This window comes from Bacillus sonorensis NBRC 101234 = KCTC 13918 (assembly GCF_001592005.1).
In the GTDB taxonomy this organism is placed as follows: Bacteria; Bacillota; Bacilli; order Bacillales; family Bacillaceae; genus Bacillus; species Bacillus sonorensis.
Genome location: NZ_BCVZ01000005.1, coordinates 160,917 through 181,157, shown reverse-complemented (window position 1 = coordinate 181,157; position 20,241 = coordinate 160,917). Strand labels below are relative to the sequence as shown.

General features: G+C 46.6%; 27 protein-coding genes. 20 read left to right on the top strand and 7 right to left on the bottom strand.

The annotated features are described in order from the left end of the window. The coding region (locus BTR1S_RS09390; protein ID WP_276525771.1) for a sigma factor at positions 1–339 on the bottom strand (339 nt) is incomplete at its 3' end. Positions 340–592: 253 nt separating this feature from the next. On the opposite strand from BTR1S_RS09390, the gene BTR1S_RS22790 reads away from it, so the two are divergent. Beyond that, a complete protein-coding gene (locus BTR1S_RS22790; protein ID WP_169802090.1) occupies positions 593–763 on the top strand; it encodes a hypothetical protein in 171 nt (56 codons plus the stop codon). A 60-nt stretch (positions 764–823) separates the two neighbouring features. Here the strand turns inward: BTR1S_RS22790 and BTR1S_RS09385 are convergent, their stop codons facing one another. After that, a complete protein-coding gene (locus BTR1S_RS09385; protein ID WP_029419348.1) occupies positions 824–1,303 on the bottom strand; it encodes a helical membrane plugin domain-containing protein in 480 nt (159 codons plus the stop codon). A gap of 15 nt (positions 1,304–1,318) precedes the next feature. After that, the gene (gene fdhF, locus BTR1S_RS09380; protein ID WP_087962504.1) at positions 1,319–4,264 is read right to left on the bottom strand and encodes a formate dehydrogenase subunit alpha; all 2,946 of its coding nucleotides are present in this window, start codon (positions 4,262–4,264) and stop codon (positions 1,319–1,321) included. Between the two features lie 303 nt (positions 4,265–4,567). On the opposite strand from fdhF, the gene BTR1S_RS09375 reads away from it, so the two are divergent. The 6 genes from BTR1S_RS09375 to BTR1S_RS22785 all read left to right on the top strand — a co-directional run bounded on the left by BTR1S_RS09375 (position 4,568) and on the right by BTR1S_RS22785 (position 6,871). Next, on the top strand, positions 4,568–4,936 hold the full coding sequence (locus BTR1S_RS09375) for a Na-translocating system protein MpsC family protein (RefSeq protein WP_006637645.1): 369 nt from the start codon (positions 4,568–4,570) through the stop codon (positions 4,934–4,936). Between the two features lie 88 nt (positions 4,937–5,024). Then, positions 5,025–5,312, top strand: coding sequence for a hypothetical protein (locus BTR1S_RS23205; protein WP_029419349.1), 288 nt, complete (start codon positions 5,025–5,027; stop codon positions 5,310–5,312). 72 nt (positions 5,313–5,384) lie between these two features. Next, a complete protein-coding gene (locus tag BTR1S_RS23200; protein ID WP_029419350.1) occupies positions 5,385–5,651 on the top strand; it encodes a GNAT family N-acetyltransferase in 267 nt (88 codons plus the stop codon). Continuing rightward, positions 5,608–5,808, top strand: coding sequence for a GNAT family N-acetyltransferase (locus BTR1S_RS23195; protein ID WP_255265709.1), 201 nt, complete (start codon positions 5,608–5,610; stop codon positions 5,806–5,808). The genes BTR1S_RS23200 and BTR1S_RS23195 overlap by 44 nt, the downstream gene beginning before the upstream one ends. A 112-nt stretch (positions 5,809–5,920) precedes the next feature. Continuing rightward, on the top strand, positions 5,921–6,652 hold the full coding sequence (locus BTR1S_RS09365; protein ID WP_006637644.1) for an SGNH/GDSL hydrolase family protein: 732 nt from the start codon (positions 5,921–5,923) through the stop codon (positions 6,650–6,652). Between the two features lie 78 nt (positions 6,653–6,730). Continuing rightward, positions 6,731–6,871, top strand: a complete 141-nt coding sequence (locus BTR1S_RS22785) for a hypothetical protein (RefSeq protein ID WP_006637643.1) — start codon at positions 6,731–6,733, stop codon at positions 6,869–6,871. A gap of 110 nt (positions 6,872–6,981) precedes the next feature. Here the strand turns inward: BTR1S_RS22785 and BTR1S_RS09360 are convergent, their stop codons facing one another. Further along, entirely contained in the window at positions 6,982–7,122 is a 141-nt protein-coding gene (locus BTR1S_RS09360) for a sporulation histidine kinase inhibitor Sda (RefSeq protein ID WP_006637642.1), read from the bottom strand. 366 nt (positions 7,123–7,488) lie between these two features. Here BTR1S_RS09360 and BTR1S_RS09355 point away from each other — a divergent pair, with 366 nt between their 5' ends. The 8 genes from BTR1S_RS09355 to BTR1S_RS09320 are packed head-to-tail and all read left to right on the top strand — an operon-like array spanning position 7,489 to position 12,511. Beyond that, positions 7,489–8,007, top strand: coding sequence for a YqeG family HAD IIIA-type phosphatase (locus tag BTR1S_RS09355; protein WP_006637641.1), 519 nt, complete (start codon positions 7,489–7,491; stop codon positions 8,005–8,007). Positions 8,008–8,010: 3 nt separating this feature from the next. Beyond that, positions 8,011–9,111, top strand: coding sequence for a ribosome biogenesis GTPase YqeH (yqeH, locus tag BTR1S_RS09350; protein ID WP_029419351.1), 1,101 nt, complete (start codon positions 8,011–8,013; stop codon positions 9,109–9,111). A gap of 16 nt (positions 9,112–9,127) precedes the next feature. Continuing rightward, entirely contained in the window at positions 9,128–9,964 is an 837-nt protein-coding gene (gene aroE / locus BTR1S_RS09345; protein ID WP_006637639.1) for a shikimate dehydrogenase, read from the top strand. Beyond that, positions 9,958–10,248 (top strand): ribosome assembly RNA-binding protein YhbY, encoded by a 291-nt coding sequence (gene yhbY, locus BTR1S_RS09340; RefSeq protein ID WP_006637638.1) that lies wholly within the window; start codon positions 9,958–9,960, stop codon positions 10,246–10,248. The genes aroE and yhbY overlap by 7 nt, the downstream gene beginning before the upstream one ends. 18 nt (positions 10,249–10,266) lie before the next feature. Beyond that, on the top strand, positions 10,267–10,836 hold the full coding sequence (locus tag BTR1S_RS09335; protein WP_006637637.1) for a nicotinate-nucleotide adenylyltransferase: 570 nt from the start codon (positions 10,267–10,269) through the stop codon (positions 10,834–10,836). Further along, positions 10,826–11,389 (top strand): bis(5'-nucleosyl)-tetraphosphatase (symmetrical) YqeK, encoded by a 564-nt coding sequence (gene yqeK, locus BTR1S_RS09330; protein WP_029419352.1) that lies wholly within the window; start codon positions 10,826–10,828, stop codon positions 11,387–11,389. The genes BTR1S_RS09335 and yqeK overlap by 11 nt, the downstream gene beginning before the upstream one ends. 13 nt (positions 11,390–11,402) lie before the next feature. Continuing rightward, positions 11,403–11,756, top strand: a complete 354-nt coding sequence (gene rsfS / locus BTR1S_RS09325; RefSeq protein WP_006637635.1) for a ribosome silencing factor — start codon at positions 11,403–11,405, stop codon at positions 11,754–11,756. Next, positions 11,756–12,511, top strand: a complete 756-nt coding sequence (locus tag BTR1S_RS09320) for a class I SAM-dependent DNA methyltransferase (RefSeq protein ID WP_006637634.1) — start codon at positions 11,756–11,758, stop codon at positions 12,509–12,511. Before rsfS ends, BTR1S_RS09320 begins: the two co-directional genes overlap by 1 nt. 67 nt (positions 12,512–12,578) lie before the next feature. On the opposite strand, the gene comER is transcribed toward BTR1S_RS09320, so the two are convergent. Then, on the bottom strand, positions 12,579–13,400 hold the full coding sequence (gene comER, locus BTR1S_RS09315) for a late competence protein ComER (protein ID WP_029419353.1): 822 nt from the start codon (positions 13,398–13,400) through the stop codon (positions 12,579–12,581). An 86-nt stretch (positions 13,401–13,486) separates the two neighbouring features. On the opposite strand from comER, the gene BTR1S_RS09310 reads away from it, so the two are divergent. The 3 genes from BTR1S_RS09310 to BTR1S_RS09300 all read left to right on the top strand — a co-directional run bounded on the left by BTR1S_RS09310 (position 13,487) and on the right by BTR1S_RS09300 (position 17,084). Next, positions 13,487–14,110, top strand: coding sequence for a helix-hairpin-helix domain-containing protein (locus BTR1S_RS09310; protein ID WP_029419354.1), 624 nt, complete (start codon positions 13,487–13,489; stop codon positions 14,108–14,110). Between the two features lie 67 nt (positions 14,111–14,177). Further along, positions 14,178–14,747, top strand: a complete 570-nt coding sequence (locus BTR1S_RS09305) for a ComE operon protein 2 (protein ID WP_006637631.1) — start codon at positions 14,178–14,180, stop codon at positions 14,745–14,747. Positions 14,748–14,753: 6 nt separating this feature from the next. Next, the gene (locus BTR1S_RS09300; protein ID WP_029419355.1) at positions 14,754–17,084 is read left to right on the top strand and encodes a DNA internalization-related competence protein ComEC/Rec2; all 2,331 of its coding nucleotides are present in this window, start codon (positions 14,754–14,756) and stop codon (positions 17,082–17,084) included. 90 nt (positions 17,085–17,174) lie between these two features. Here the strand turns inward: BTR1S_RS09300 and BTR1S_RS21825 are convergent, their stop codons facing one another. Further along, positions 17,175–17,306 (bottom strand): YqzM family protein, encoded by a 132-nt coding sequence (locus tag BTR1S_RS21825; RefSeq protein WP_006637629.1) that lies wholly within the window; start codon positions 17,304–17,306, stop codon positions 17,175–17,177. Positions 17,307–17,538: 232 nt separating this feature from the next. On the opposite strand from BTR1S_RS21825, the gene holA reads away from it, so the two are divergent. Further along, complete coding sequence (gene holA / locus BTR1S_RS09295; protein ID WP_029419356.1) at positions 17,539–18,579, top strand: DNA polymerase III subunit delta; 1,041 nt, start codon at positions 17,539–17,541, stop codon at positions 18,577–18,579. Between the two features lie 58 nt (positions 18,580–18,637). Here holA and rpsT read toward each other — a convergent pair whose 3' ends face one another. Then, positions 18,638–18,904: a 30S ribosomal protein S20 gene (gene rpsT / locus BTR1S_RS09290; RefSeq protein WP_006637627.1), complete on the bottom strand. Its 267-nt coding sequence runs from the start codon at positions 18,902–18,904 to the stop codon at positions 18,638–18,640. Positions 18,905–19,109: 205 nt separating this feature from the next. On the opposite strand from rpsT, the gene gpr reads away from it, so the two are divergent. After that, positions 19,110–20,216: a GPR endopeptidase gene (gene gpr / locus BTR1S_RS09285; protein WP_006637626.1), complete on the top strand. Its 1,107-nt coding sequence runs from the start codon at positions 19,110–19,112 to the stop codon at positions 20,214–20,216. Positions 20,217–20,241: the final 25 nt, after the last annotated feature.

Here is a 20,241-nt window from a genome sequence, read left to right as displayed (position 1 = left end):
GTTTTCAATACAGCGCGCGGCATAAGTGGCGAGCTTTGTTCCTTTTCCGGCTGAATAGCTTTCGATCGCTTTGATTAAGCCGATGGTTCCGATGGAAATCAGGTCTTCCGAATCTTCGCCCGTGTTTTCGAATTTTTTGACGATGTGGGCGACCAGGCGAAGGTTGTGCTCAATCAGCATGTTTCTTGCGTGTTCATCTCCTTTGGCCATTAATTCTAAGTATTTTTTTTCGTCGCTGCTTGAGAGCGGTTGTGGAAAGGCATTGTTTTTCACGTATGATACTAAAAACACAAGTTCCTTGATGACATAACCGAGCGCTGCAAAAACACCTGTCATTATCGGCACCTCCACAAAATGTATGTAGGCAAAAGCCTATATGTAAATGTTATGTCAGAGGGGGGTCGTCTGTGTCTGTACGCGATAAAATTACCGGAAGGGCGCTTTTTCCACACAGAGCCGCATATTTTTGCAAACGCTTCCAATATTTGATCCATTTACAAAAGTTAACAGAGGCGTGATAATAAAAGCAAGGGGGGGGGAGTGCCGGACGAAAGGAAAGGGGTAAATCCATAAATGAAGTCTGGCGCAGCATATGAAGAACAAACGTCTGTTTATTCTTGCGCTGATTTGGCTGAGCGTCATTGCGATCGGAGTTCAAGAAATGTATGCGACCCCATTTACAACCGGCCTTATGATCGTCGTTCTCATCACGACGATATCCAGCATTTTAAAAGAAGCGCTCGGCGGCAAATCGAATGGATGATGCGCGGGCGGATATATCAATAAAAAACCGGCTCAACTGGGGAGCCGGCTTTTTTCAGTTTTAGTCCTTCAGCGCTTTGCCCATTCCTTTTAAAAAGTGAAGGCCGAAGCCGACGGCGCGGTTGATGTCGGGATCGTTGATGGCTTTCAGCAGTTGAAAGATGGTGATTTTTTGATCCTCTTTTAAAAAGCTTTGTCCTTGTTCCGCGCCTGCCATGAGACTTGCGATAAGCTTTCCCGTTAATTCGGGATCTGATTTTGACAGGGCGCCGCCTGCGGCGATCGCCGAATTGAGCAGGTTCACGACAGGCTCGCGGGACAGCTGGCTGAGCGCGATTTTGGCGATATCTTCTTTCGCCTGCAGCATGCTGTCCGCGGCGTCAAATACGCCGAGACCGTTCAGCTCGCCGAGCAGCTTCATCGTTTTAGAGACGGCTTCATCATTTTCTGCCAAAAGTGCTTTCAGCTCATCCAGTTTCTCAAGCTTGATTTGCTCTTCAGATTTACTCTCCTTTTGAATGGCGGTAATGGGAGTGGCCATTGATTATTTCCTCCTTCATTCGTCTGTCAGATGGACGTATCCCGGGCGTCTCCATTTGCGTTTCACTTCAACCCCGTTTTGCGGATGCCGTTTTTTGTTGCGCGGATTCGTTTTCGGCAGCGGCGGCGCCGTGCAGCCTCCAAGCACTTCCATACGCACTTTTGTCTGCTTATAGGCGGGTGTGTTCGTGCGCGCATCAACCGCCGGACCCGTTAGAAAGTTAATCGCTGACTCTTTGCTTGTCGAGTTCATCGGCAGGTAGAGCTCATTCGCCCGTACCCGGTCTGTAATGAGCGCGGTCAATTTAACGGCGCCAAACGGAGAGACGAGCCTTACAAGAGATCCGTCACAGATTCCCCGTTCTTTTGCAAGCTCTGGAGAAACCTCAACAAAGACGTCAGGCACTTTCGCCTGTATCCCGGCTGATTTATTGGTCAGATTTCCTTCGTGGAAATGTTCAAGCATCCGGCCGTTGTTAATATGAAGATCGTACTCATCAGGGAATTCGGCCGGCTCTGTCCAATCGGCAGGGGCAAAACGCGCTTTTTTATCAGGAAAGTTAAAACCGTCTTCATAAAGGAGCGGTGTGCTTTCACCGGTTAAGCTGCCCCACAGAAAACTGTTCCAGCCCTTAAGCGTTTCATAGCTTGCTTGACTGAACAGGGGAGACAGGCTTGCCATTTCTGAGAAGATGTCCCCCGGATGATTGTAGTTCCAGTCTGCCCCCAGGCGGTTGGCGATGTCCTGGATAATGCGCCAGTCAGGCTTTGCGTCGCCAAGCACCGGAAGCGCCTGATACAGCCTTTGGACGCGGCGTTCTGTATTTGTGAAGGTTCCTTCTTTTTCGAGCGAAGGCGCCGCAGGCAAGACGACATCGGCGTACTGAGCCGTTCTCGAAAGAAATATATCCTGAACGACGAGAAAATCAAGTCCTGATAAAATGTCATGGACGCGGTTTGCGTTGGAATCGACAAGGGCCATGTCCTCACCGACGATATACATGGCTTTCATATCGCCTTTTTCAATTGAATGAAGCATTTCGATATTATCAAGTCCAGGTGTACTGTCGATCGCCACGCCGTATGCGTCTTCGAATTTTTTCCGCGCGTTGTCATCGGAAATGTGCTGGTATCCCGGAAGCCAGCCGGGGAGCGTTCCCATATCGCATGCTCCTTGGACATTGTTATGGCCTCTGAGCGGATATGCGCCGGCGCCTGGACGGCGGTAGTTTCCGCTTGCGAGCAGCAGATTTGAGATGGCGGCGGACGTATCAGAACCGCCGGTGTTTTGGGTCACGCCCATTCCCCACAGCACACAGGTGCCGTCTGCGTCCCGGATCATTTCCGCGATTTGGATCAGCGTCTCTTTTTTGATGCCTGTGACGCTCTCCGCATATTCAAGGGTATATGTTTCAAGGGATTTTTTGTAATCGTCAAAGAAATTCACGTTTTCATCAATGAACGCTTGATCATGCCAGCCTTGATCGATCATGTATTTCGTCACGGCCATGAGCCATACTTGATCCGTTCCTTGCCGCGGTCTGATGAACAGATCCGACCGTTCGGCCATTTCGTTTTTGCGAAGATCGGCAACGATCAGCTTTTGCCCGTGCAGCTTATGGGCGCGCTTTATGCGGGTTGCCAATACCGGATGGCCTTCGGCCGGGTTGGCGCCGACGATGATGACGAGTCCGGCTTTGGCGATATCTTTGATTGTTCCGGCATCTCCGCCCATGCCGACTGTCCGGAACAGCCCGTCTGTTGCCGGCGATTGACAGTAGCGGGAGCAGTTGTCAACATTGTTGGTTTCAAAGACTTGCCGCGCCAATTTTTGCATGAGGTAGTTTTCTTCATTCGTGATTTTGGAAGAAGAGATCAAGCCGACAGAGCCTTTGCCGTATTGCTTGCGGATTGCTCCTAAGCGGCGGGCGGCGAGATCAAGCGCTTCTTCCCAGGTGGACTCGACAAATGTGCCGTTTTTGCGGATTAAAGGCTTTGTAATCCGTTCTTCGGAATTGACGAAATCCCAGCCGAATTTTCCTTTTACACATGTCGAAATGGCATTGACGGGAGCGTCTGAGACGGGCTGGACTTTCAAAATATCCCGGCCTTTCGTCCAAACTTCAAAACTGCAGCCGACGCCGCAGAATGTACAGACGGTTTTTGTTTTTTTGATCCGTTTTTCCCGCATTGCCGCCTCTACTTCAGAAATGGCGAAAATGCTGCTGTATCCGGGTTCGACGTTTTTGACGAGGTCAATCATCGGTTCCATGACGTCCTTTTTGATGCCTGTCAAAAATCCGGCTTCCCCGAGCATCGATTTTTCCATCAGGGCGTTGCATGGACAGACAGTCACGCACTGTCCGCAGCTGACGCAGGAGGACTCATTGATAGAAACGCCGTCATCCCAGATCACCCGCGGACGTTCTCGTTCCCAGTCGATGGATAGCGTTTCATTGACCTGGAGGTTTTGACACACCTCAACACATTGTCCGCACGCGATGCACTGATTCGGATCATAGCGGTAAAAGGGGTGTGACATATCAACCGCGGTAGCGGGATCTTCCTTCGGCGTATAAGGGTATGTTTGCTGTTCAATGCCCATCATTTCCGCCGTATTATGGAGCTTGCAGTTGCCGTTGTTATTATCGCAGACCGTACAGTAGAGCAGATGGTTTTCGAGGAGGCGGTCCATCGCTTCTGTCTGCGCCTGTTTCACCCGCTCTCCCGACAGGCTGATCGACATCCCGTCTTCCGCTTTCAGCGAGCATGACCGCTTCAATTTGCCGTCCGCTTCCACAATGCAAGTATCGCACGTTTGAATGGGATCGACCTCGGGGACGTGGCAAATTTGAGGATGCTCAATCCCGTTTTCATTCAAAATGTCCAAAACTGTTGCCCCGGCCCGCGCTTTATATTCTGTGCCGTCTATTTTGATACTGATCGACTTTCCGTCCAACATCATGTCCCTCCATCATTCTTTAGAAATCAAAAAAGCCATGTACACATATACCGGTTCCCATTCGGGCAATCGGCATAAACATACATGGCGGAATAGTTTACTAGCAATCCTTACTAACAGACCAATCCAGATATGTAGAATCAGATAGACTCATAACACGTTCCCTATTATGAATCCATCAACTTTACTTTTATTATAAAGTGATATTTATTATAATTCAATAGAATAGGAAAATTTTAACCAAGTTAAGTGTCTAATGGGACATCTAGATATTTTGTATGGTTTAGGGGAAGGGGTATAGGGATGTCTAAAAAAATCCACGAGTTTAATGATATCATTCGGAAGCTTCGAAAAGAGCTGTTTGGAAAAGGACCTGACCGGATTCACACCGTGTTTGTCGACAATATGGCGGTTTCGACGCTTTACGGCAATTTGACCGCAAGCGAGCAGTTTATCGCAAGCACGCCTGAAGGCAAGGAAATGGTGCACGCGGCCAGGACGAGCCTGATCCAGGAGCATTATTCGAACCGAACGCCTGAGGGCATGGAAGAGCTGATCGGCGCAAAACTGGAGCATCTGTTTTCAGACATCAAGATTCAAGAAGATATGGCCGTTTCCGTTTTTATCTTTGACCGGAACATCGCCGGCGGCCAAGAAGCGGCTGACAGATAACGAGCCGGTTGGCAATAAGGGGACCAACATGCAAGACGAAAATCCGGCGCTTTCTGCTTGAAAGGCGCCTTACATATGGGAGGAAAAGATGATAAAGCTGAAGGCGTGGGATATTTCGAGAGCGAAACGACTGTTAAAAGAGGAAAGTCCGACATTTGCTCATGCCATAGCAGATGGGATCATCGATGGGAACGTCTATGTTGACTATTCTGTCTCTCGGCGCACCGCCATTTTTCAAACATTGTCCGGGGTTTATCATCTTGCCGGCAGGCCCCCGGAAAGGGAGCGGAACGAATGGCTTCATCATCTGAAGAGCGGAGGCATGGCAGGCGTTTTACCGTCTTTTCAGATTCACCGGAGTGGGACGCTTTTTTAACAGACGGTCTGCGAGATTCATTACAACAAATGATTAAAAGAACCTGAACACCTAGAAGAAGACGTTGCTACGGTGGTTGAGGCGTTCTCTGAAAACGTTCTGAAACACAGCCCGATTTTTAATGAAACATATGTCAATGAATATTGGGGAGGAATAGAGAATTTTTTAACGAACGGCTTCGGTTTTAAAGTCCTCAGCGAAAGACGTACGGTAAGTGAATGCGCCGCAATTTTCCGCTCTCAGCGTTTTGCCGAGATCGGCATCGCTGCACATTCTGCCTTCAGGGGACGCGGGTATGCCATGCTGTACGCCCTGTGCTTTTATTTCGTATTGCCATGACCTTCGGATAAAACCTCGCTGGGATTGTGATCTTTACAACAAAGCTTCGATCCGTCTCGCAGAGAAATTGGGCTTTCACCCGCTAAAAACCATATTCATTATTTGTCGAAAATCGCTAAGCCTATGCGAATGTTTTTTATTGGAGGGGACAGGTTAAAGGCTGTAGTAACGGTTTTGCTGTACTCGCCCGCATCAAGAGAGTTTTCCCATTGAAACGGTGCAGACTTCTGCTATATCATCGTATTATTGGGCTTTTGGAGGTGGAAACGATGAAAAAAAGCTTTGTGTTTGCCCTCGCTTTATTACTGCTTTTTTCGGGGTGCGGTGGGCAAAACACACGGAAAATCGTCGCATTTGGAGACAGCAATACACGCGGTTCAAATTGGCAGTTTCGTGATTATCCAAAAGCGGAAAAATGGGTCAATTTACTTCAAACTTCAGTTCGCGGGAAATATCAAATAGAAAATGCGGGTATCGGCGGAGAAACGACGGAGGATGCCAGGCTGAGGTTTAAGAGGGACGTGCTCGACAAGCGGCCGGCGTATCTTTTGATTATGTTTGGAACAAATGATGCAGCGATCCTCGGAAAAGGCGTTCCGCGGGTTTCCAAAAAAAGATTTAAAGAAAATCTCTATTATTTTGTCAAAGAAAGCAGGCGCCGCGGCATAGAACCGGTGTTGATGACGTGTCTCCCCCTTGTTGAAGGAAGCGGCAACAATATATTTTATTATGCAAGATACCGGGCTGGTTCGTTTGAAAAATACGGAGGAGCGAGAAAGTGGCATGATTCCTATAATGATGTGACAAGAGAAACGGCTCGAAAGCTGCATGTTCCATTGATTGACAATTGGAAAAACATCGTGAACAAGGCGGGTGGTGCCACTGATGAGAACTTGATCAAATCGGGGTTCATCGACCCATCGGGAAATCACCTGACCCCAAAAGGCGCGAGAATTATTTTTGAAGGCATTGACAAGAGCCAAGTCATAAAAACTTCCTGACATACGGTCAAAGGCCTAGCCATTTCTCTTTTTCAGTTCATAGGCTGTTACTATAACTGTCCAAAGGAGGGATGACATATGACCTGCGGATTTCCCTATCCGGCCTACACCGCGAATGCAGGTGCAGCATACGGTTACGCGTTCATCGTCGTACTCTTGGTCGTCCTGCTGGTCATTGGCGGTTTCTATTGGCTGAGTCCTTACGGGTTCTTCAAGTAGCACCTCTTTTAAGAGGTGTTTTTTTCGTTAAAACAGTAGTAAGCGTATTATTCAAGTGATATAATATCAACCTAAGTGAAAAAAGCCCAAGAACGCCCGGGAATGCTTAGCTACGAAGAGACGGAAAGCAGATGACCGAGCGACCTTCTTTTAATTTCAGTTTCAATCAGCTCGATGAATTCACGGTTTAAATTCATCTCATTTGCTTTAATGTATGATTCTATTAAAAGTTCATCAGACAGCTTTCTCATACTCGGTACCCATTTAATGGGGAAGACACCTCCTTTAAAAATGGAATAACCTGTTTGAAATCAACATATAGTGTTAAGTTATTTAATCTGTGGTTGAAGTACCTATAATCTATCATGAATAATGGGCGAGAACAATCGTTCTGTTATCCACACCAAAAAGTGGATAACTTGTGGGTATCATGTTTATAATTTAATAAAAGGTCGATGAAATAAGAGTGGATACTGTGTGTAATTTTATCCACACCTGTTGAAGAATCCTATTATATGTCGAAAACTTTTCGGAGAGCCGATGTTTTAAGACACTTTTAGATTTGATTCGACACTTTCAAGAAGCAGCAGTTAAAGAGAAAGGAAAGGGTGCGGCTTGTGTTAAAAAAGTTTTTTTTGCCGGATGAATTTGTAAAAAATATTTTTCATATTACCCCTGAAAAACTAAAAGAGCGGAATGTAAAAGGAATTATTACGGATCTTGACAACACGCTTGTGGAATGGGACAGGCCAAGCGCAACACCGCGTCTTATTGAATGGTTTGAGGAGATGAAGGAGAACGGCATTAAAGTAACGATTGTCTCCAATAATAATGAAAAACGCGTCAAAATATTTTCTGAACCGCTTAACATCCCATTTATTTATAAAGCGAAAAAGCCGATGGGCAGAGCCTTTCGAAAAGCGGTTAAAAATATGGGCCTCAAAAAAGAAGAAGTCGTCGTCATCGGTGACCAGCTGATGACCGATGTGCTCGGCGGCAACCGCAACGGCTTCCACACGATTTTGGTTGTGCCCGTGGCCGCTTCAGATGGCTTTTTTACACGTTTTAACCGGCAGGTGGAACGCAGAATCCTGAGCGCATTAAAACGGAAAGGCCATATTCAGTGGGAGGAGTAAAGCATGGAAAAGATAGTTTGCATCGGATGCGGAGTCGCCATCCAAACCGAAAACAAAAATGAATTGGGCTATGCGCCTGAAGCTTCTTTATTAAAAGACGACGTCATCTGTCAGCGCTGTTTCAGGCTGAAAAACTACAACGAGATCCAGGATGTCTCCTTGACCGATGATGACTTTCTCAAAATCCTGCACAGCATCGGGGAAACCGATTCGCTCATCGTGAAAATCGTCGACATATTCGATTTTAACGGGAGCTGGATTAACGGATTAAACCGCTTTGTCGGCGGCAACCCGATCCTGTTAATAGGAAACAAAGCAGATATTCTGCCCAAATCAGTCAAACGCGAGCGCCTCGTTCATTGGATGAAGCGCGAAGCAAAAGAGCTCGGTTTAAAGCCTGTTGATGTATTGCTTGTCAGCGCAGGGCGCGGGCAGGGGATGAAAGAAGCAATCGAAGCGATTGAACATTACAGGCACGGCAAAGACGTTTATGTCGTCGGGTGCACGAATGTCGGAAAATCGACGTTTATCAACCGGATTATTAAAGAAGTATCAGGCGAAGGGGATATCATCACAACCTCCCAGTATCCGGGGACAACGCTTGATGCGATTGAAATTCCCCTTGATGACGGTTCATCGATGTATGACACCCCGGGCATTATCAACCATCATCAGATGGCGCATTATGTCGCCAAGCGCGATTTGAAAATATTGACGCCCAAAAAAGAACTAAAACCGCGCAATTTTCAGCTGAATGAGCAGCAAACGCTGTTTTTCGGCGGACTGTCCCGGTTTGACTATATATCCGGCGGCAGGTCTTCGTTTGTGTGCTATATGCCTAATGAACTAAACATTCACAGAACAAAGCTTGAAAATGCGGACGAGCTTTATGAAAAACACGCTGGGGAACTGCTGGCACCTCCTGCAAAAGAGGAACTTGACACATTTCCCGAGCTTGTGAAACACACGTTTACGATAAAGGAGCCGAAGACAGACGTTGTATTTTCAGGACTTGGCTGGGTTACCGTTCAAGGGGCGAATCAAAGGATTGTCGCCCATGCGCCTAAAGGCGTTCACGTCTTTGTGCGCCGATCTTTAATATAAGCTGGGGGAGAGAGCGATGAAACCGATATATGGACTGATTGGAAATCCTGTGGCGCATTCCATGTCTCCCGACATCCATAATGCAGCCTTGAAAGATCTTTCTTTAGACGGATACTATCATGCTTTCCGCGTTGAAAACGATGATCTTGAAGATGCTGTGAAGGGAATGCGGGCCCTTGGCATTCAAGGATTTAACGTGACGGTTCCGCATAAAGTAGCGATCATGAAATATCTCGACCGGATTGATGAAAGCGCCAGAGTGCTTGGAGCGGTAAACACTGTCAGAAGAGAAAAAGAAGAGCTGGTCGGATATAATACAGATGGAGAAGGATTTTTAAAATCGCTGAAGCCGTCTCTTGATAAGCCGGTCAGCGAACTTTCGATTCTGATTATCGGGGCGGGCGGAGCGGCCCGCGCGATCTTTACAACCCTTGCATCTGAGCGGCCGAAACGGCTCGATGTAGCGAATCGCACGCCTGAAAAAGCAGAAGCGTTTATTCAGCTTTATAGCGGGCAAACGAAAGCCGTGTCTTTGGCGGAAGCAGAGGAGCATCTGGAGGCGTATGATGTACTGATACAGACCACCTCGGTCGGCATGCATCCGCATGTGGACGATGTTCCGCTTTCTTTAGCACGGGCAAAAGAAACATGCCTTGTATGCGATATTATTTACAACCCGCTGAAAACCGCTTTGTTAAAAGAGGCTGAGGCAAAGGGCTTACACACATTGAACGGTGTTGGAATGTTCATCGGCCAGGCCGCGCTTTCTTTTGGACTGTGGACAGGGCATGAGCCTGATATGGAAAAAATGAAATCAATCGTTTTGCGAAAATTAGGAGGAAAAGAATGTTAACTGGAAAACAAAAACGCTATCTGCGGAAGGAAGCGCATCATCTGTCACCGATTTTTCAAGTCGGAAAAGGCGGTGTCAATGATAATATGATAAAACAAATCAGTGAAGCGCTCGAAGCCAGAGAGCTCATTAAAGTAAGCGTGCTTCAAAACTGTGAGCAGCCTAAAGACGAGGTGGCTGAAGCTTTGACGAACGGCGCACGTGCCGAACTGGTGCAAACGATCGGCAATATCATTGTGCTCTATAAGGAGTCAAAAGAAAATAAACAGATCAAGCTTCCGTAAGATTTAAAGGTGGTAAACATGAAGAAAATCGGGGTTTTCGGAGGGACGTTTGATCCTCCGCACAACGGGCATTTATTAATGGCGAATGAAGTGCTTTACAAGATGGAGCTTGATGAAATCTGGTTTATGCCGAATCAAATTCCGCCGCATAAACTGGAAAATTCATTTTCGCTAAGCCGTCACCGCCTCGAAATGCTGAAGCTCGCGATTTCGGGGAAAGAGCGTTTTAAAGTGGAGACGATTGAGCTTGAAAGGGAAGGGCCTTCCTATACGTTTGATACGGTTCGGCTGTTAAAGAAACGGTATCCGGATCATCATTTCTATTTTATTATCGGTGCGGACATGATCGAATACTTGCCGAAGTGGTCGCATATTGACGAACTGGTTAAAGAGATCCAATTTGTCGGAGTCAAGCGCCCGGGCTTTCAGGTCGATACGCCTTATCCGCTTGTGTATGTGGATGTTCCGGCATTTGAGGTATCATCATCTTTACTTAGAGACCGCATCAAAAACCGTCAGCCGACTGATTACTTAATTCCTGACGAAGTGAAGGTCTACGTAAAGGAGAATCGTTTATATGAAACGTGATGAAGCATTAGCTTGTGTGAAAGAGCAGCTGACAGAGCAGAGGTATACGCATACGGTCGGCGTAATGGAAACGGCGGTAAAGCTTGCGGAACGGTTTGGGGCAGATGTGAAGAAGGCTGAAACCGCCGCGATTTTTCATGACTATGCCAAGTTTCGTCCGAAAGAGGAAATGAAGCAAATTATTTTAGATGAGAACAAGTCTCTTGAGGTGCTTGATTTTCACCATGAGCTTTGGCATGCGCCCGCAGGAGCATCGCTTGTGAAGACGGAAGTCGGCATTACGGATGAAGACGTTTTGTCTGCGATCAGATATCATACTTCCGGAAGGCCAGGTATGACACTGTTGGAAAAAATTATCTATGTCGCAGATTATATTGAGCCGGGCCGTCTTTTTCCGGGTGTTGATGAGGTTCGCGCCCTGGCCGAAGAGAATTTGGATCTTGCGCTCATCCAAGCGTTAAAAAATACGATCACCTTTTTACTGAAGAAAAACCAAGCCGTTTTTCCGGATACGATCGCGACATATAATGCTTTGCTAAAAGAAAGACAATAGGAGGAATTTGTGAATGGATCAAGCTTCAATTTTGAAAATTACCGCTGAAGCCTGTGATGATAAACGTGCAGAAGATATTATCGCCATGAATATGCAGGGAATCTCTCTTGTAGCCGATTATTTTCTGATATGCCACGGGAATTCTGATAAGCAGGTACAGGCAATTGCCCGGGAAATTAAGGATCGGGCTGAAGAAAATGGAATAGACGTCAAGAAAATGGAAGGGTTTGACGAAGCCAGATGGATTTTAATCGATTTGGGAGACGTCATTGCCCATGTTTTCCACAAGGAAGAAAGAGGCTATTACAACCTTGAAAAACTTTGGGGAGACGCCCCGATTGAAGATCTCACATTCGGAGTCAATTAATGATTTATAAAGGATTTTCAGGCGTATATGACACGCTGATGGCTCATGCCCCGTATGACCAGTGGGTCGAATGGATAGAGAATACGCTCAGTGCGTACGGGAAAGATGTTGTACGGATTCTCGATTTGGCGTGCGGGACAGGAGAAATGTCCGTACGCCTCGCAGAAAAGGGATATGATGTCACAGGCGTTGATATCAGCGAAGACATGCTGGCGCAGGCTCAGCAAAAAGCAGCCGGCCGGCAGCTGCCCATCCGTTTTTTTCAGCAGGATATGCGCGACTTATCCGGGCATGATCAAAAATTCGACGCGGTTGTGATTTGCTGTGATTCCTTAAATTATTTAAAAGATGAAAAAGATGTTTTAGATACGTTTAAAAGCGTTTTTTCATTATTGAAGGATGACGGTCTTCTGTTGTTTGATGTCCATTCCGTATACAAAATGGATGATGTCTTTCCCGGCAGTACGTATGCTGATCAAGATGAAGAGATCAGCGTGATCTGGCAAAGCTTTCCGGGAGAAGCCGTCCATTCGGTTGTGCACGATCTGACGTTCTTCGTAGAAAATGGAGGGGTGTATGAACGTTTTGATGAAACCCATGAACAGCGGACATTTGAAACTGAGGAATACACCCGTTTTTTGCGAGCATCGGGATTTGACGTACAGCAGATAACGGCCGATTTTTCAGATCGAAAACCTGCGCCAGATACAGAACGCCATTTTTATACAGCCAAAAAAGCTAAAACCATCGTTTAACATGACGATGGTTTTAAAAATGCCTTTTTTCGTTGTTGAGAAACCGCATCAGGTATGCAACAATGAATCAGACTTGGAATTGCTTCTTGACGGCGGCAATATCCTCTTCATACTTCAAATGGGTGTTGCGGAACATCTGGCGGAACATGTCTTGAACACCGCTTTCCAGCGCCTTGATCCCTTCACCGGTCACCCCGCCTTTTACACAAACCTTTTTCTGAAGCGTCGGCAGTGTATAAAGTTCGCTTTCGAGCAGCCTTCCCAAACCGACAAGCATTTCCTTTGACATCAAAATGGCATCCTCTTTCGACACAGATGTTTCTTCAACGGCCGCTTGGATAAACTCCTGGATTAAATAGCTGATAAAGGCGGGGCCGCAGCTGACAATATCTGAGGCAACCCTTGTAATGCCGTTTTCGATTTCCAGAGGAATCGATATCTTCTTCATCAGGTCTGTGATCTTTTCTCTTGTCTCCGGTTTGCAGCTTTCACCGAATGTTAAAAGCGAAACGCCTGACAAAGCCCTGTTTGTAATGCTTGGAATCACTCTCGCCGCCTGGCACGGAACAATGGTTTCAAGCTGTTCGACCTGAACCGGGCTCGTTATGGTAATCACAATCTGATCCGGTGTGAAAACAGGTGCCAATCGTTTTAACAAAGGGTGTATATCATGCGGCTTTACACAAATAAACACGGCCTCGCTTTCGGAAACGGCTTCTTCCGGCCGCTCTGCGACCTGAATGCCCGGGTATCGCTTTTTTATGTTTAACGCTTTGTCGATCGTTCTGTTTGTGATTGTTAAAGATGAGGGAATGGCCGCTTTAGATTCAATTAGCGCCTCAATGAGTATGGTCCCCATATTTCCTGTGCCGATAAAGCCGATTTTCAATCGTTCTCCCCTCCTTTAAACCTGTATCTTTTAAACGATATGAAGGCCTTAGTCAAAATATGTATGGAAAGCAAGGTGAGTTGTTGGTGAATAGTCTGAAACGTTACAAATGGGCTGTGGCGGGAGTCTTTATTGCGGCGCTCTCTGTCATTTCGATCATGGTAATGCCAAAACTCCACCATGAATCAGCCGGAAGCGACTCTTTGCCGGCTGATGCCGCATCCGTTCAAGCGGCCGATCTAGCGGAGAAAAAGGAAAGCGAAGAACCGGACAGAATTGTCGTAGATCTGAAGGGGGCTGTTAAAAAACCGGGCGTTTATGAGATGAAGACGGGAGAAAGAGTGCACCAATTGCTGAAAAAAGCCGGGGGCACCGTGAAAAACGCAGAGGGAAAACAAATCAATCTGGCTGCTGTCCTTCAGGACGGCATGGTGATTTATATTCCGTTTGAAGGCGAAGAAACCGTTCAAGCCGGTACAGGAACGGCAGCACCATCAAGTGCTGAAGGCGGAACGGAAACGGTGAATATCAATACCGCTTCCCACGAGGAGCTTCAAGCGATCCCCGGCGTCGGACCTTCAAAAGCGGAGGCGATCGCCGCATACCGTGAAGAGAACGGCCCTTTTCAGGGGATTGAAGACATTACAAACGTATCAGGGATTGGCGAAAAAACGTTTGAGAAAATAAAATCGTCAATATCAGTAAAGTAAATTGACGCCAAAGGATAAACATATGTAAACTTAGGGAAGCTTACATCGTATTTTGGAGGGAAATGAAGTGGAACGGATTTCTTGGGATCAATACTTTATGGCGCAAAGCCATTTGCTTGCGCTTCGCAGTACTTGTACAAGGCTTGCTGTGGGAGCAACGATAGTCAGGGATAAACGAATTATCGCCGGAGGCTACAATGGATCAATCGCTGGAGGAGTCCATTGTACAGATGAAGGCTGCTACGTCATCGACGGGCACTGTGTCAGGACGATTCACGCGGAAATGAATGCGATCCTTCAATGTGCAAAATTCGGCGTTCCGACTGAAGGCGCTGAAATATACGTGACTCACTTTCCGTGCATCCAATGCTGCAAATCCATTATTCAAGCGGGAATCAAAACGATATATTATGCAAAGGATTATAAAAATCATCCGTATGCAGCCGAACTGTTCGAGCAGGCTTCGGTCAGAGTGGAGCAGGTGGAGCTGGACGAAATGATCATTGACTTGAAAAATCAGGAGAAATTATCATTTGTGGCCGATCTGATCAGACAGCTGTCTGAGGCGGGACTGGAAGAAGCGGAAATCAGAAAAATCCATGAACAGGCCAATAAGTTGTTTACGAGCTACGTGTAATCTACAATGGGTCTTCTCTACCGCATCCTTCCCTGCGGAGCAATTTCAGCAGCAGCCGGAATTGCTTCCGCCCAATCTTCTTCTTTTCTCCCTCTCATCATCTTTTTAAGTCTGCTTTTCATCTTCAGTCAGATCAAGAAGCAATTTCTCCTTTTTTTCATTTGTACAGTCATCTGCGGTTTTTATATGATTTATTTTATGGCCATTGACAGTTCGAATACGACTCGCTACAAGGAAGGCGCTTTCCGTGCGTACATGTCTGTTCGCGATATTCCGAGAATAGACGGGGACCGTCTCGCTTTCACTGCCGAAATGGCTGAAGGAGAAGCGGTGAAAGCGAACTACATCCTTCAGTCTCCACAGGAAAAAGCGGCGCTTTCGAAGTTTGAGCCGGGCAGTACATGTTTCATGACAGGCGTATTAAAAACTCCTAAGAGAGCAACTGTACCCGGGACGTTTGATCGTAAAGAATATCTGCGCCAGCAGGGCATTCACTGGAATTTTTCGGTTCAGTCGATCAAAGGCTGTCAGTCAGGAGGCGGTCCGGCTTCATTTTTGCTGAAAATCCGAAAAGCCGGTCTTGGTTTTATAGAGAAACATGTGCCTGAAACATCTGCGGGTATTGTACAGGCGCTGGTTTTCGGCGACAGGTTTCTGATTGAGCAGGACGTGCTGGACGGATATCAAAGCCTCGGGATCATCCATCTTCTAGCCATTTCAGGTCTCCATGTAGGCATACTTTCGGCCGTTTTATTTTACATGCTGCTCCGGATCGGGATAACGAGGGAACATGCAAAATGGTGCTTGATCATGATGCTTCCAGCCGCGGTTATGCTGACAGGCGCAGCTCCCTCGGTGCTTAGAGCGGCGTTCATGTCTGAAATATATTTGCTTTCTTCATTGTTCAAGAATCGTTTAAGGAGCGCGCAGGTTCTCAGCATTGCCTGGCTCGGTCTATTGTTATTCAACCCCTATATGCTTTTCCAGGCAGGTTTTCAGCTTTCTTTTGCAGCATCCTTCGTGTTTATTCTTTCAAAAGAAATACTTTTAAAACCTAAACATCAAACCGTCAGGCTGTTGTTGGCTTCTTTTGTGGCCCAGCTCGGTTCACTTCCGATTCTTCTCTTTCACTTTCAAGAGGTTTCCTTCCTCAGTGTCCTCATGAATCTATGTTTTGTACCGTTTTATGTGTTCATCGTGATGCCGCTGTCATTTGGCGGGTTATTGATTTTGTTGGTTGCGCCTCCTCTTGGGAATCTTGCAATGGGCGTGCTTGACTGGCTGCTCGGATGGAGCCATTGGGCGGTAAAAGCGGCGTCTTCCCTTGAGATCTTCACGTTCTCCGCTGTTAAACCCGATGTCATCCATTTGCTTTTTTATATAGCTTCAATATGTGTCCTTCTGATGTCTATCGAAAAAGCAATCTCTTGCAAAACGCTCGCCATTCCGGCTTGTCTGCTTGCTTCCGCTTTTCTGTTTCACGCCGCTGCCCCGCATTTCATCGGTTCAGGAGAAGTGACAATGCTTGATGTCGGGCAGGGAGACAGCATATATATCAGCGCTCCGGGGCAAAAGGGAAATGTTTTAATTGATACCGGAGGGATTGTTTCCTTTAAAAAGGAGGCATGGCGGGAAAGAAAAAAAGATGTATCCTTGGGAGAAAGAGTATTAATCCCCTTTCTTGCTTCAAAAGGCGTTAAACAACTTGATGCTTTGATTTTGACGCATGCCGATCATGATCATATGGGAGAGGCTGAAATTCTGATCGGGAAAAATAAGGTGAAACAATTGATTGTGCCGAAAGGATATGCGGCAGAACCGGCAGATGAAAAGCTCCTCCGTTTTGCTCTGGAAAGGGGAGTGGATGTGAAAACGGCAAAGAGAGGGGACCGCTTGGTCATTGGTGATCTGGTGTTTTATGTTCTTTCGCCGGAAACGGCAGACAAAAACAGCAAAAACAACAGTTCCCTCGTTTTATGGATGAACGCTGGAGGCTTCAGCTGGCTTTTAACAGGCGATTTGGAAAAGGAAGGCGAGCGGGAGATGCTCAAAGCCTATCCAAGGCTGAAAGCCGACATTCTTAAAGTCGGCCACCATGGGAGCAAAGGATCGACAGGAGAGGAGCTGATCAACCGTATCGAACCGAAAGCGGCCCTCATATCGGCGGGGGAAAACAATCGCTACCGCCATCCCCACAAAGAGGTGCTGGAGATTTTAAAACGCCATCAGGTCAAGGTGTTCAGGACAGACCGGGACGGAGCGGTTCAGTACCTATTTGGAAGAGGGGACGGAACGTTTTTGCTCCATCCTCCATATGATAAAGTATATTCCCCGTAACAGAAAAAAGACTGCGGTTAAGCAGTCGGCAGTTTGGCTGGCGGAAGGCAAAAGTTTTTTCATATGTGATGCCGCGAAATCCGGCTGCGGTCATGCAGCCAAATGTATGACAGTAGCGATGATAAACATTGCAGCAAAAAATCCAAAAGCCACGACAAAACCGACACCTGAATCTACAAGATCATTACGTTTGCTTTGTACGTCTTTTTCAAATTCATTCACAATTTACCCCTCCTATTGATATTCAGTATAATTCAATTCCTTAGAAAAATCTAGAAGCTTCCTGCAACCGTTTTCTAACATTTATGAACATCGTCTTTTATAAACTGGCCCGGGGGTTTATAGAAGGCGTTTATTATAAATGAGAGAGCGGATGACTCCGCTTCTCTCTTTACTAATTGGAACACACACTTTAGGATAGAAGGGAAGGATGAAAGAGAGGAAAGTACAGATGATGGTATTTGATGTTTGGAAAAGCTTAAAAAAAGGCAATATTCATCCTGTTTACTGTTTATACGGAAAAGAGACATATCTGCTGCAGGAGACGGTTCAAATGATAAGACAAGCCGTCGTTGATGAAGAAACGAAAGACTTTAATCTTTCCGTGTTTGACTTGGAAGAAGATGCGCTCGATCTTGCCGTTGAAGATGCTGAAACCTTTCCTTTTATGGGAGAGAGGCGTCTCGTCGTTGCTAAAAACCCGTCTTTTTTAACGGCTGAAAAAAAGAAGGAAAAGCTGGAACACAACCTGGGCGCTCTTGAGGCTTACATCGCGCAGCCGGCGCCTTACACCGTGTTTGTTTTGCTGGCTCCTTATGAAAAGCTCGATGAACGAAAAAAGCTGACCAAGCTGCTGAAAAAACACGCGCATATGGTCGAAGCGAAAGAGCTGAACGGGAAAGAAACAGCCGACTTCATGAAAAGCCTTGCCGCCTCAGAGGGGAAACAAATCGAAACAGAAGCGGCTGAGGAGCTTGTCATATTATGCAATGCGAGCCTGTCGGCCATCGCTCAAGAGGTCAAAAAGCTCAGTACATATATCGGCGACCGCGATCAGATTATGCTGGATGACGTTAGAAAGCTTGTTGCAAGGGGACTCGAGCAGAATATTTTTGAATTGATCAACAAGGTCGTCAACCGCAGGCGAACAGAAGCGCTCCAGATTTTTTACGACCTGTTGAAACAAAATGAAGAACCGATTAAAATGATGGCGCTGATCGCCAATCAATTCCGGCTGATCCTGCATACCAAATATTTTTCACAGCAGGGCTACGGACAAAAGCAAATTGCTTCAAATCTTAAAGTCCATCCGTTCAGAATAAAGCTGGCGAGCGATCAGGCGAGGCTGTTTTCAGAACAGGAGCTCAAAAGCATTATCGAACAGCTCGCCGTGATCGATTATGAAATGAAGACCGGAAAAAAGGACAAGCAGCTTCTGCTTGAACTGTTTCTGCTACGGCTTTTGCAGCCGGATGAAAAAAGCGGCCCTCTATAGGAGAGAGGCCGCTTTTCGCATGGCAAGCAAAAAAGCTTGGCTTTCGCCAAGCTTTCTTTTATGCAGAAAGTCCGTTCACTTTTTTAGCAAGGTTTGATTTGTAACGAGCCGCAGTATTTTTGTGGACAAGACCTTTTTTCGCTGCTTTGTCAATTTTCTTAGCTGCAACGGATAGAGCTGCTTTTGCTTTGTCTGCTTCGTTGTTGCTTACAAGAGCTTCAACTTGTTTGATGGCAGTGCGCATTGCAGATTTGATCGTCGCATTGTGTGCGCGGCGCTCATTGTTTGTTTTTGTGCGTTTGATCGCTGATTTAATGTTTGGCAATGTGTTTCACCTCCTAAGAAATAACCTCTGTTCCTTTTTCTATAGGTTAGATCTCAACAATAGAACAAATTGTATTCTATCAAACACACCTTTAGATTGCAATATAAATGTAAAGTATTTTTATTTGAAAGAGGTCCTTTGGGGAATGTTTGCAGGACAGCAGGGAAACACTATCAACAGTTATGTTTTTGGAGGGAATGCAAACATGGAGAAAAAAAAGCTTGACTTAAGCCAGTATACCGTTCGGACGGATTTAGCCGTTGAAGCAAAGGATTTGGCCCATGAGAGGGAAACCTCTCCCCAACAAGAACTGAAAGGATTTACAATCAAAGAATATGAGAAGGACGGGATAAAAGTCCAGACGATGGATATTGACGAAGATGGGGCCAAACTGTCCGGCAAAAAAGCGGGGCGCTATCTAACCTTTGAAACGCAGGGAATCAGGCAGCAGGATTCCGAGCTTCAGGAAAAAGTGATTAATGTGTTTGCCAAGGAGTTTTCCGCTTTTCTTGAGTATTTGGGGATTGGAGAGGATGCCAGCTGTTTAATTGTTGGGCTGGGAAACTGGAATGTGACCCCTGATTCACTCGGACCGCTTGTAACTGAAAACCTTCTTGTCACAAGGCATCTGTTTCAACTTCAGCCGGAAAACGTGGAGGAAGGCTACCGTCCGGTCAGCGCGCTTTCACCGGGTGTGATGGGGCTGACGGGAATCGAGACGAGCGATATCATCCAGGGCGTGATCGACCGTTCAAAGCCCGATTTTGTCATCGCGATCGATGCTCTTGCATCACGGGCGATCGAACGCGTCAATTCAACCATCCAAATTTCCGACAGTGGCATACATCCCGGCTCAGGGGTGGGGAATAAACGAAAAGAATTGAGCAAGGAAACGCTCGGCATTCCCGTCATCGCCATCGGCGTTCCGACTGTAGTCGATGCGGTCACGATTACAAGCGATACGATCGATTATATTTTGAAGCATTTTGGAAGAGAAATGAGAGACAACAGCCCGTCCCGTTCCCTTGTTCCTGCGGGAATGAGCTTCGGGAAAAAGAAGGTGTTGACTGAGGAAGATCTTCCGGACGAGGAGCAGCGCAAATCGTTCCTCGGCATTGTCGGAGGGCTTCAGGAAGATGAAAAAAGGCAGCTGATTTATGAAGTGCTTGCCCCATTGGGCCATAATTTAATGGTGACGCCAAAAGAAGTCGACACGTTTATCGACGACATGGCAAACGTCATCGCAAACGGGCTGAACACCGCGCTGCATGAAAACGTATCGCAAGACAATAAAGGCATGTATAATCATTAAAGCATTGCAAGGAGGAGGCTGCAGC

What these genes read in the sequence shown, in the direction of transcription:
- BTR1S_RS23205 (WP_029419349.1), top strand. Translation starts at nt 5,025, where the DNA reads ATGATAAAGCTGAAGGCGTGGGATATTTCGAGAGCGAAACGACTGTTA.
- BTR1S_RS23195 (WP_255265709.1), top strand. Translation starts at nt 5,608, where the DNA reads ATGCCATGCTGTACGCCCTGTGCTTTTATTTCGTATTGCCATGACCTT.
- holA (WP_029419356.1), top strand. Translation starts at nt 17,539, where the DNA reads ATGGTATTTGATGTTTGGAAAAGCTTAAAAAAAGGCAATATTCATCCT.
- BTR1S_RS09335 (WP_006637637.1), top strand. Translation starts at nt 10,267, where the DNA reads ATGAAGAAAATCGGGGTTTTCGGAGGGACGTTTGATCCTCCGCACAAC.
- fdhF (WP_087962504.1), bottom strand. Translation starts at nt 4,264, where the DNA reads ATGTTGGACGGAAAGTCGATCAGTATCAAAATAGACGGCACAGAATAT.
- yqeH (WP_029419351.1), top strand. Translation starts at nt 8,011, where the DNA reads ATGGAAAAGATAGTTTGCATCGGATGCGGAGTCGCCATCCAAACCGAA.
- BTR1S_RS09360 (WP_006637642.1), bottom strand. Translation starts at nt 7,122, where the DNA reads ATGAGAAAGCTGTCTGATGAACTTTTAATAGAATCATACATTAAAGCA.
- yqeK (WP_029419352.1), top strand. Translation starts at nt 10,826, where the DNA reads ATGAAACGTGATGAAGCATTAGCTTGTGTGAAAGAGCAGCTGACAGAG.
- BTR1S_RS22785 (WP_006637643.1), top strand. Translation starts at nt 6,731, where the DNA reads ATGACCTGCGGATTTCCCTATCCGGCCTACACCGCGAATGCAGGTGCA.
- BTR1S_RS09300 (WP_029419355.1), top strand. Translation starts at nt 14,754, where the DNA reads ATGGGTCTTCTCTACCGCATCCTTCCCTGCGGAGCAATTTCAGCAGCA.
- yhbY (WP_006637638.1), top strand. Translation starts at nt 9,958, where the DNA reads ATGTTAACTGGAAAACAAAAACGCTATCTGCGGAAGGAAGCGCATCAT.
- BTR1S_RS09375 (WP_006637645.1), top strand. Translation starts at nt 4,568, where the DNA reads ATGTCTAAAAAAATCCACGAGTTTAATGATATCATTCGGAAGCTTCGA.
- gpr (WP_006637626.1), top strand. Translation starts at nt 19,110, where the DNA reads ATGGAGAAAAAAAAGCTTGACTTAAGCCAGTATACCGTTCGGACGGAT.
- rsfS (WP_006637635.1), top strand. Translation starts at nt 11,403, where the DNA reads ATGGATCAAGCTTCAATTTTGAAAATTACCGCTGAAGCCTGTGATGAT.
- BTR1S_RS09320 (WP_006637634.1), top strand. Translation starts at nt 11,756, where the DNA reads ATGATTTATAAAGGATTTTCAGGCGTATATGACACGCTGATGGCTCAT.
- BTR1S_RS09365 (WP_006637644.1), top strand. Translation starts at nt 5,921, where the DNA reads ATGAAAAAAAGCTTTGTGTTTGCCCTCGCTTTATTACTGCTTTTTTCG.
- BTR1S_RS22790 (WP_169802090.1), top strand. Translation starts at nt 593, where the DNA reads ATGAAGAACAAACGTCTGTTTATTCTTGCGCTGATTTGGCTGAGCGTC.
- BTR1S_RS09385 (WP_029419348.1), bottom strand. Translation starts at nt 1,303, where the DNA reads ATGGCCACTCCCATTACCGCCATTCAAAAGGAGAGTAAATCTGAAGAG.
- aroE (WP_006637639.1), top strand. Translation starts at nt 9,128, where the DNA reads ATGAAACCGATATATGGACTGATTGGAAATCCTGTGGCGCATTCCATG.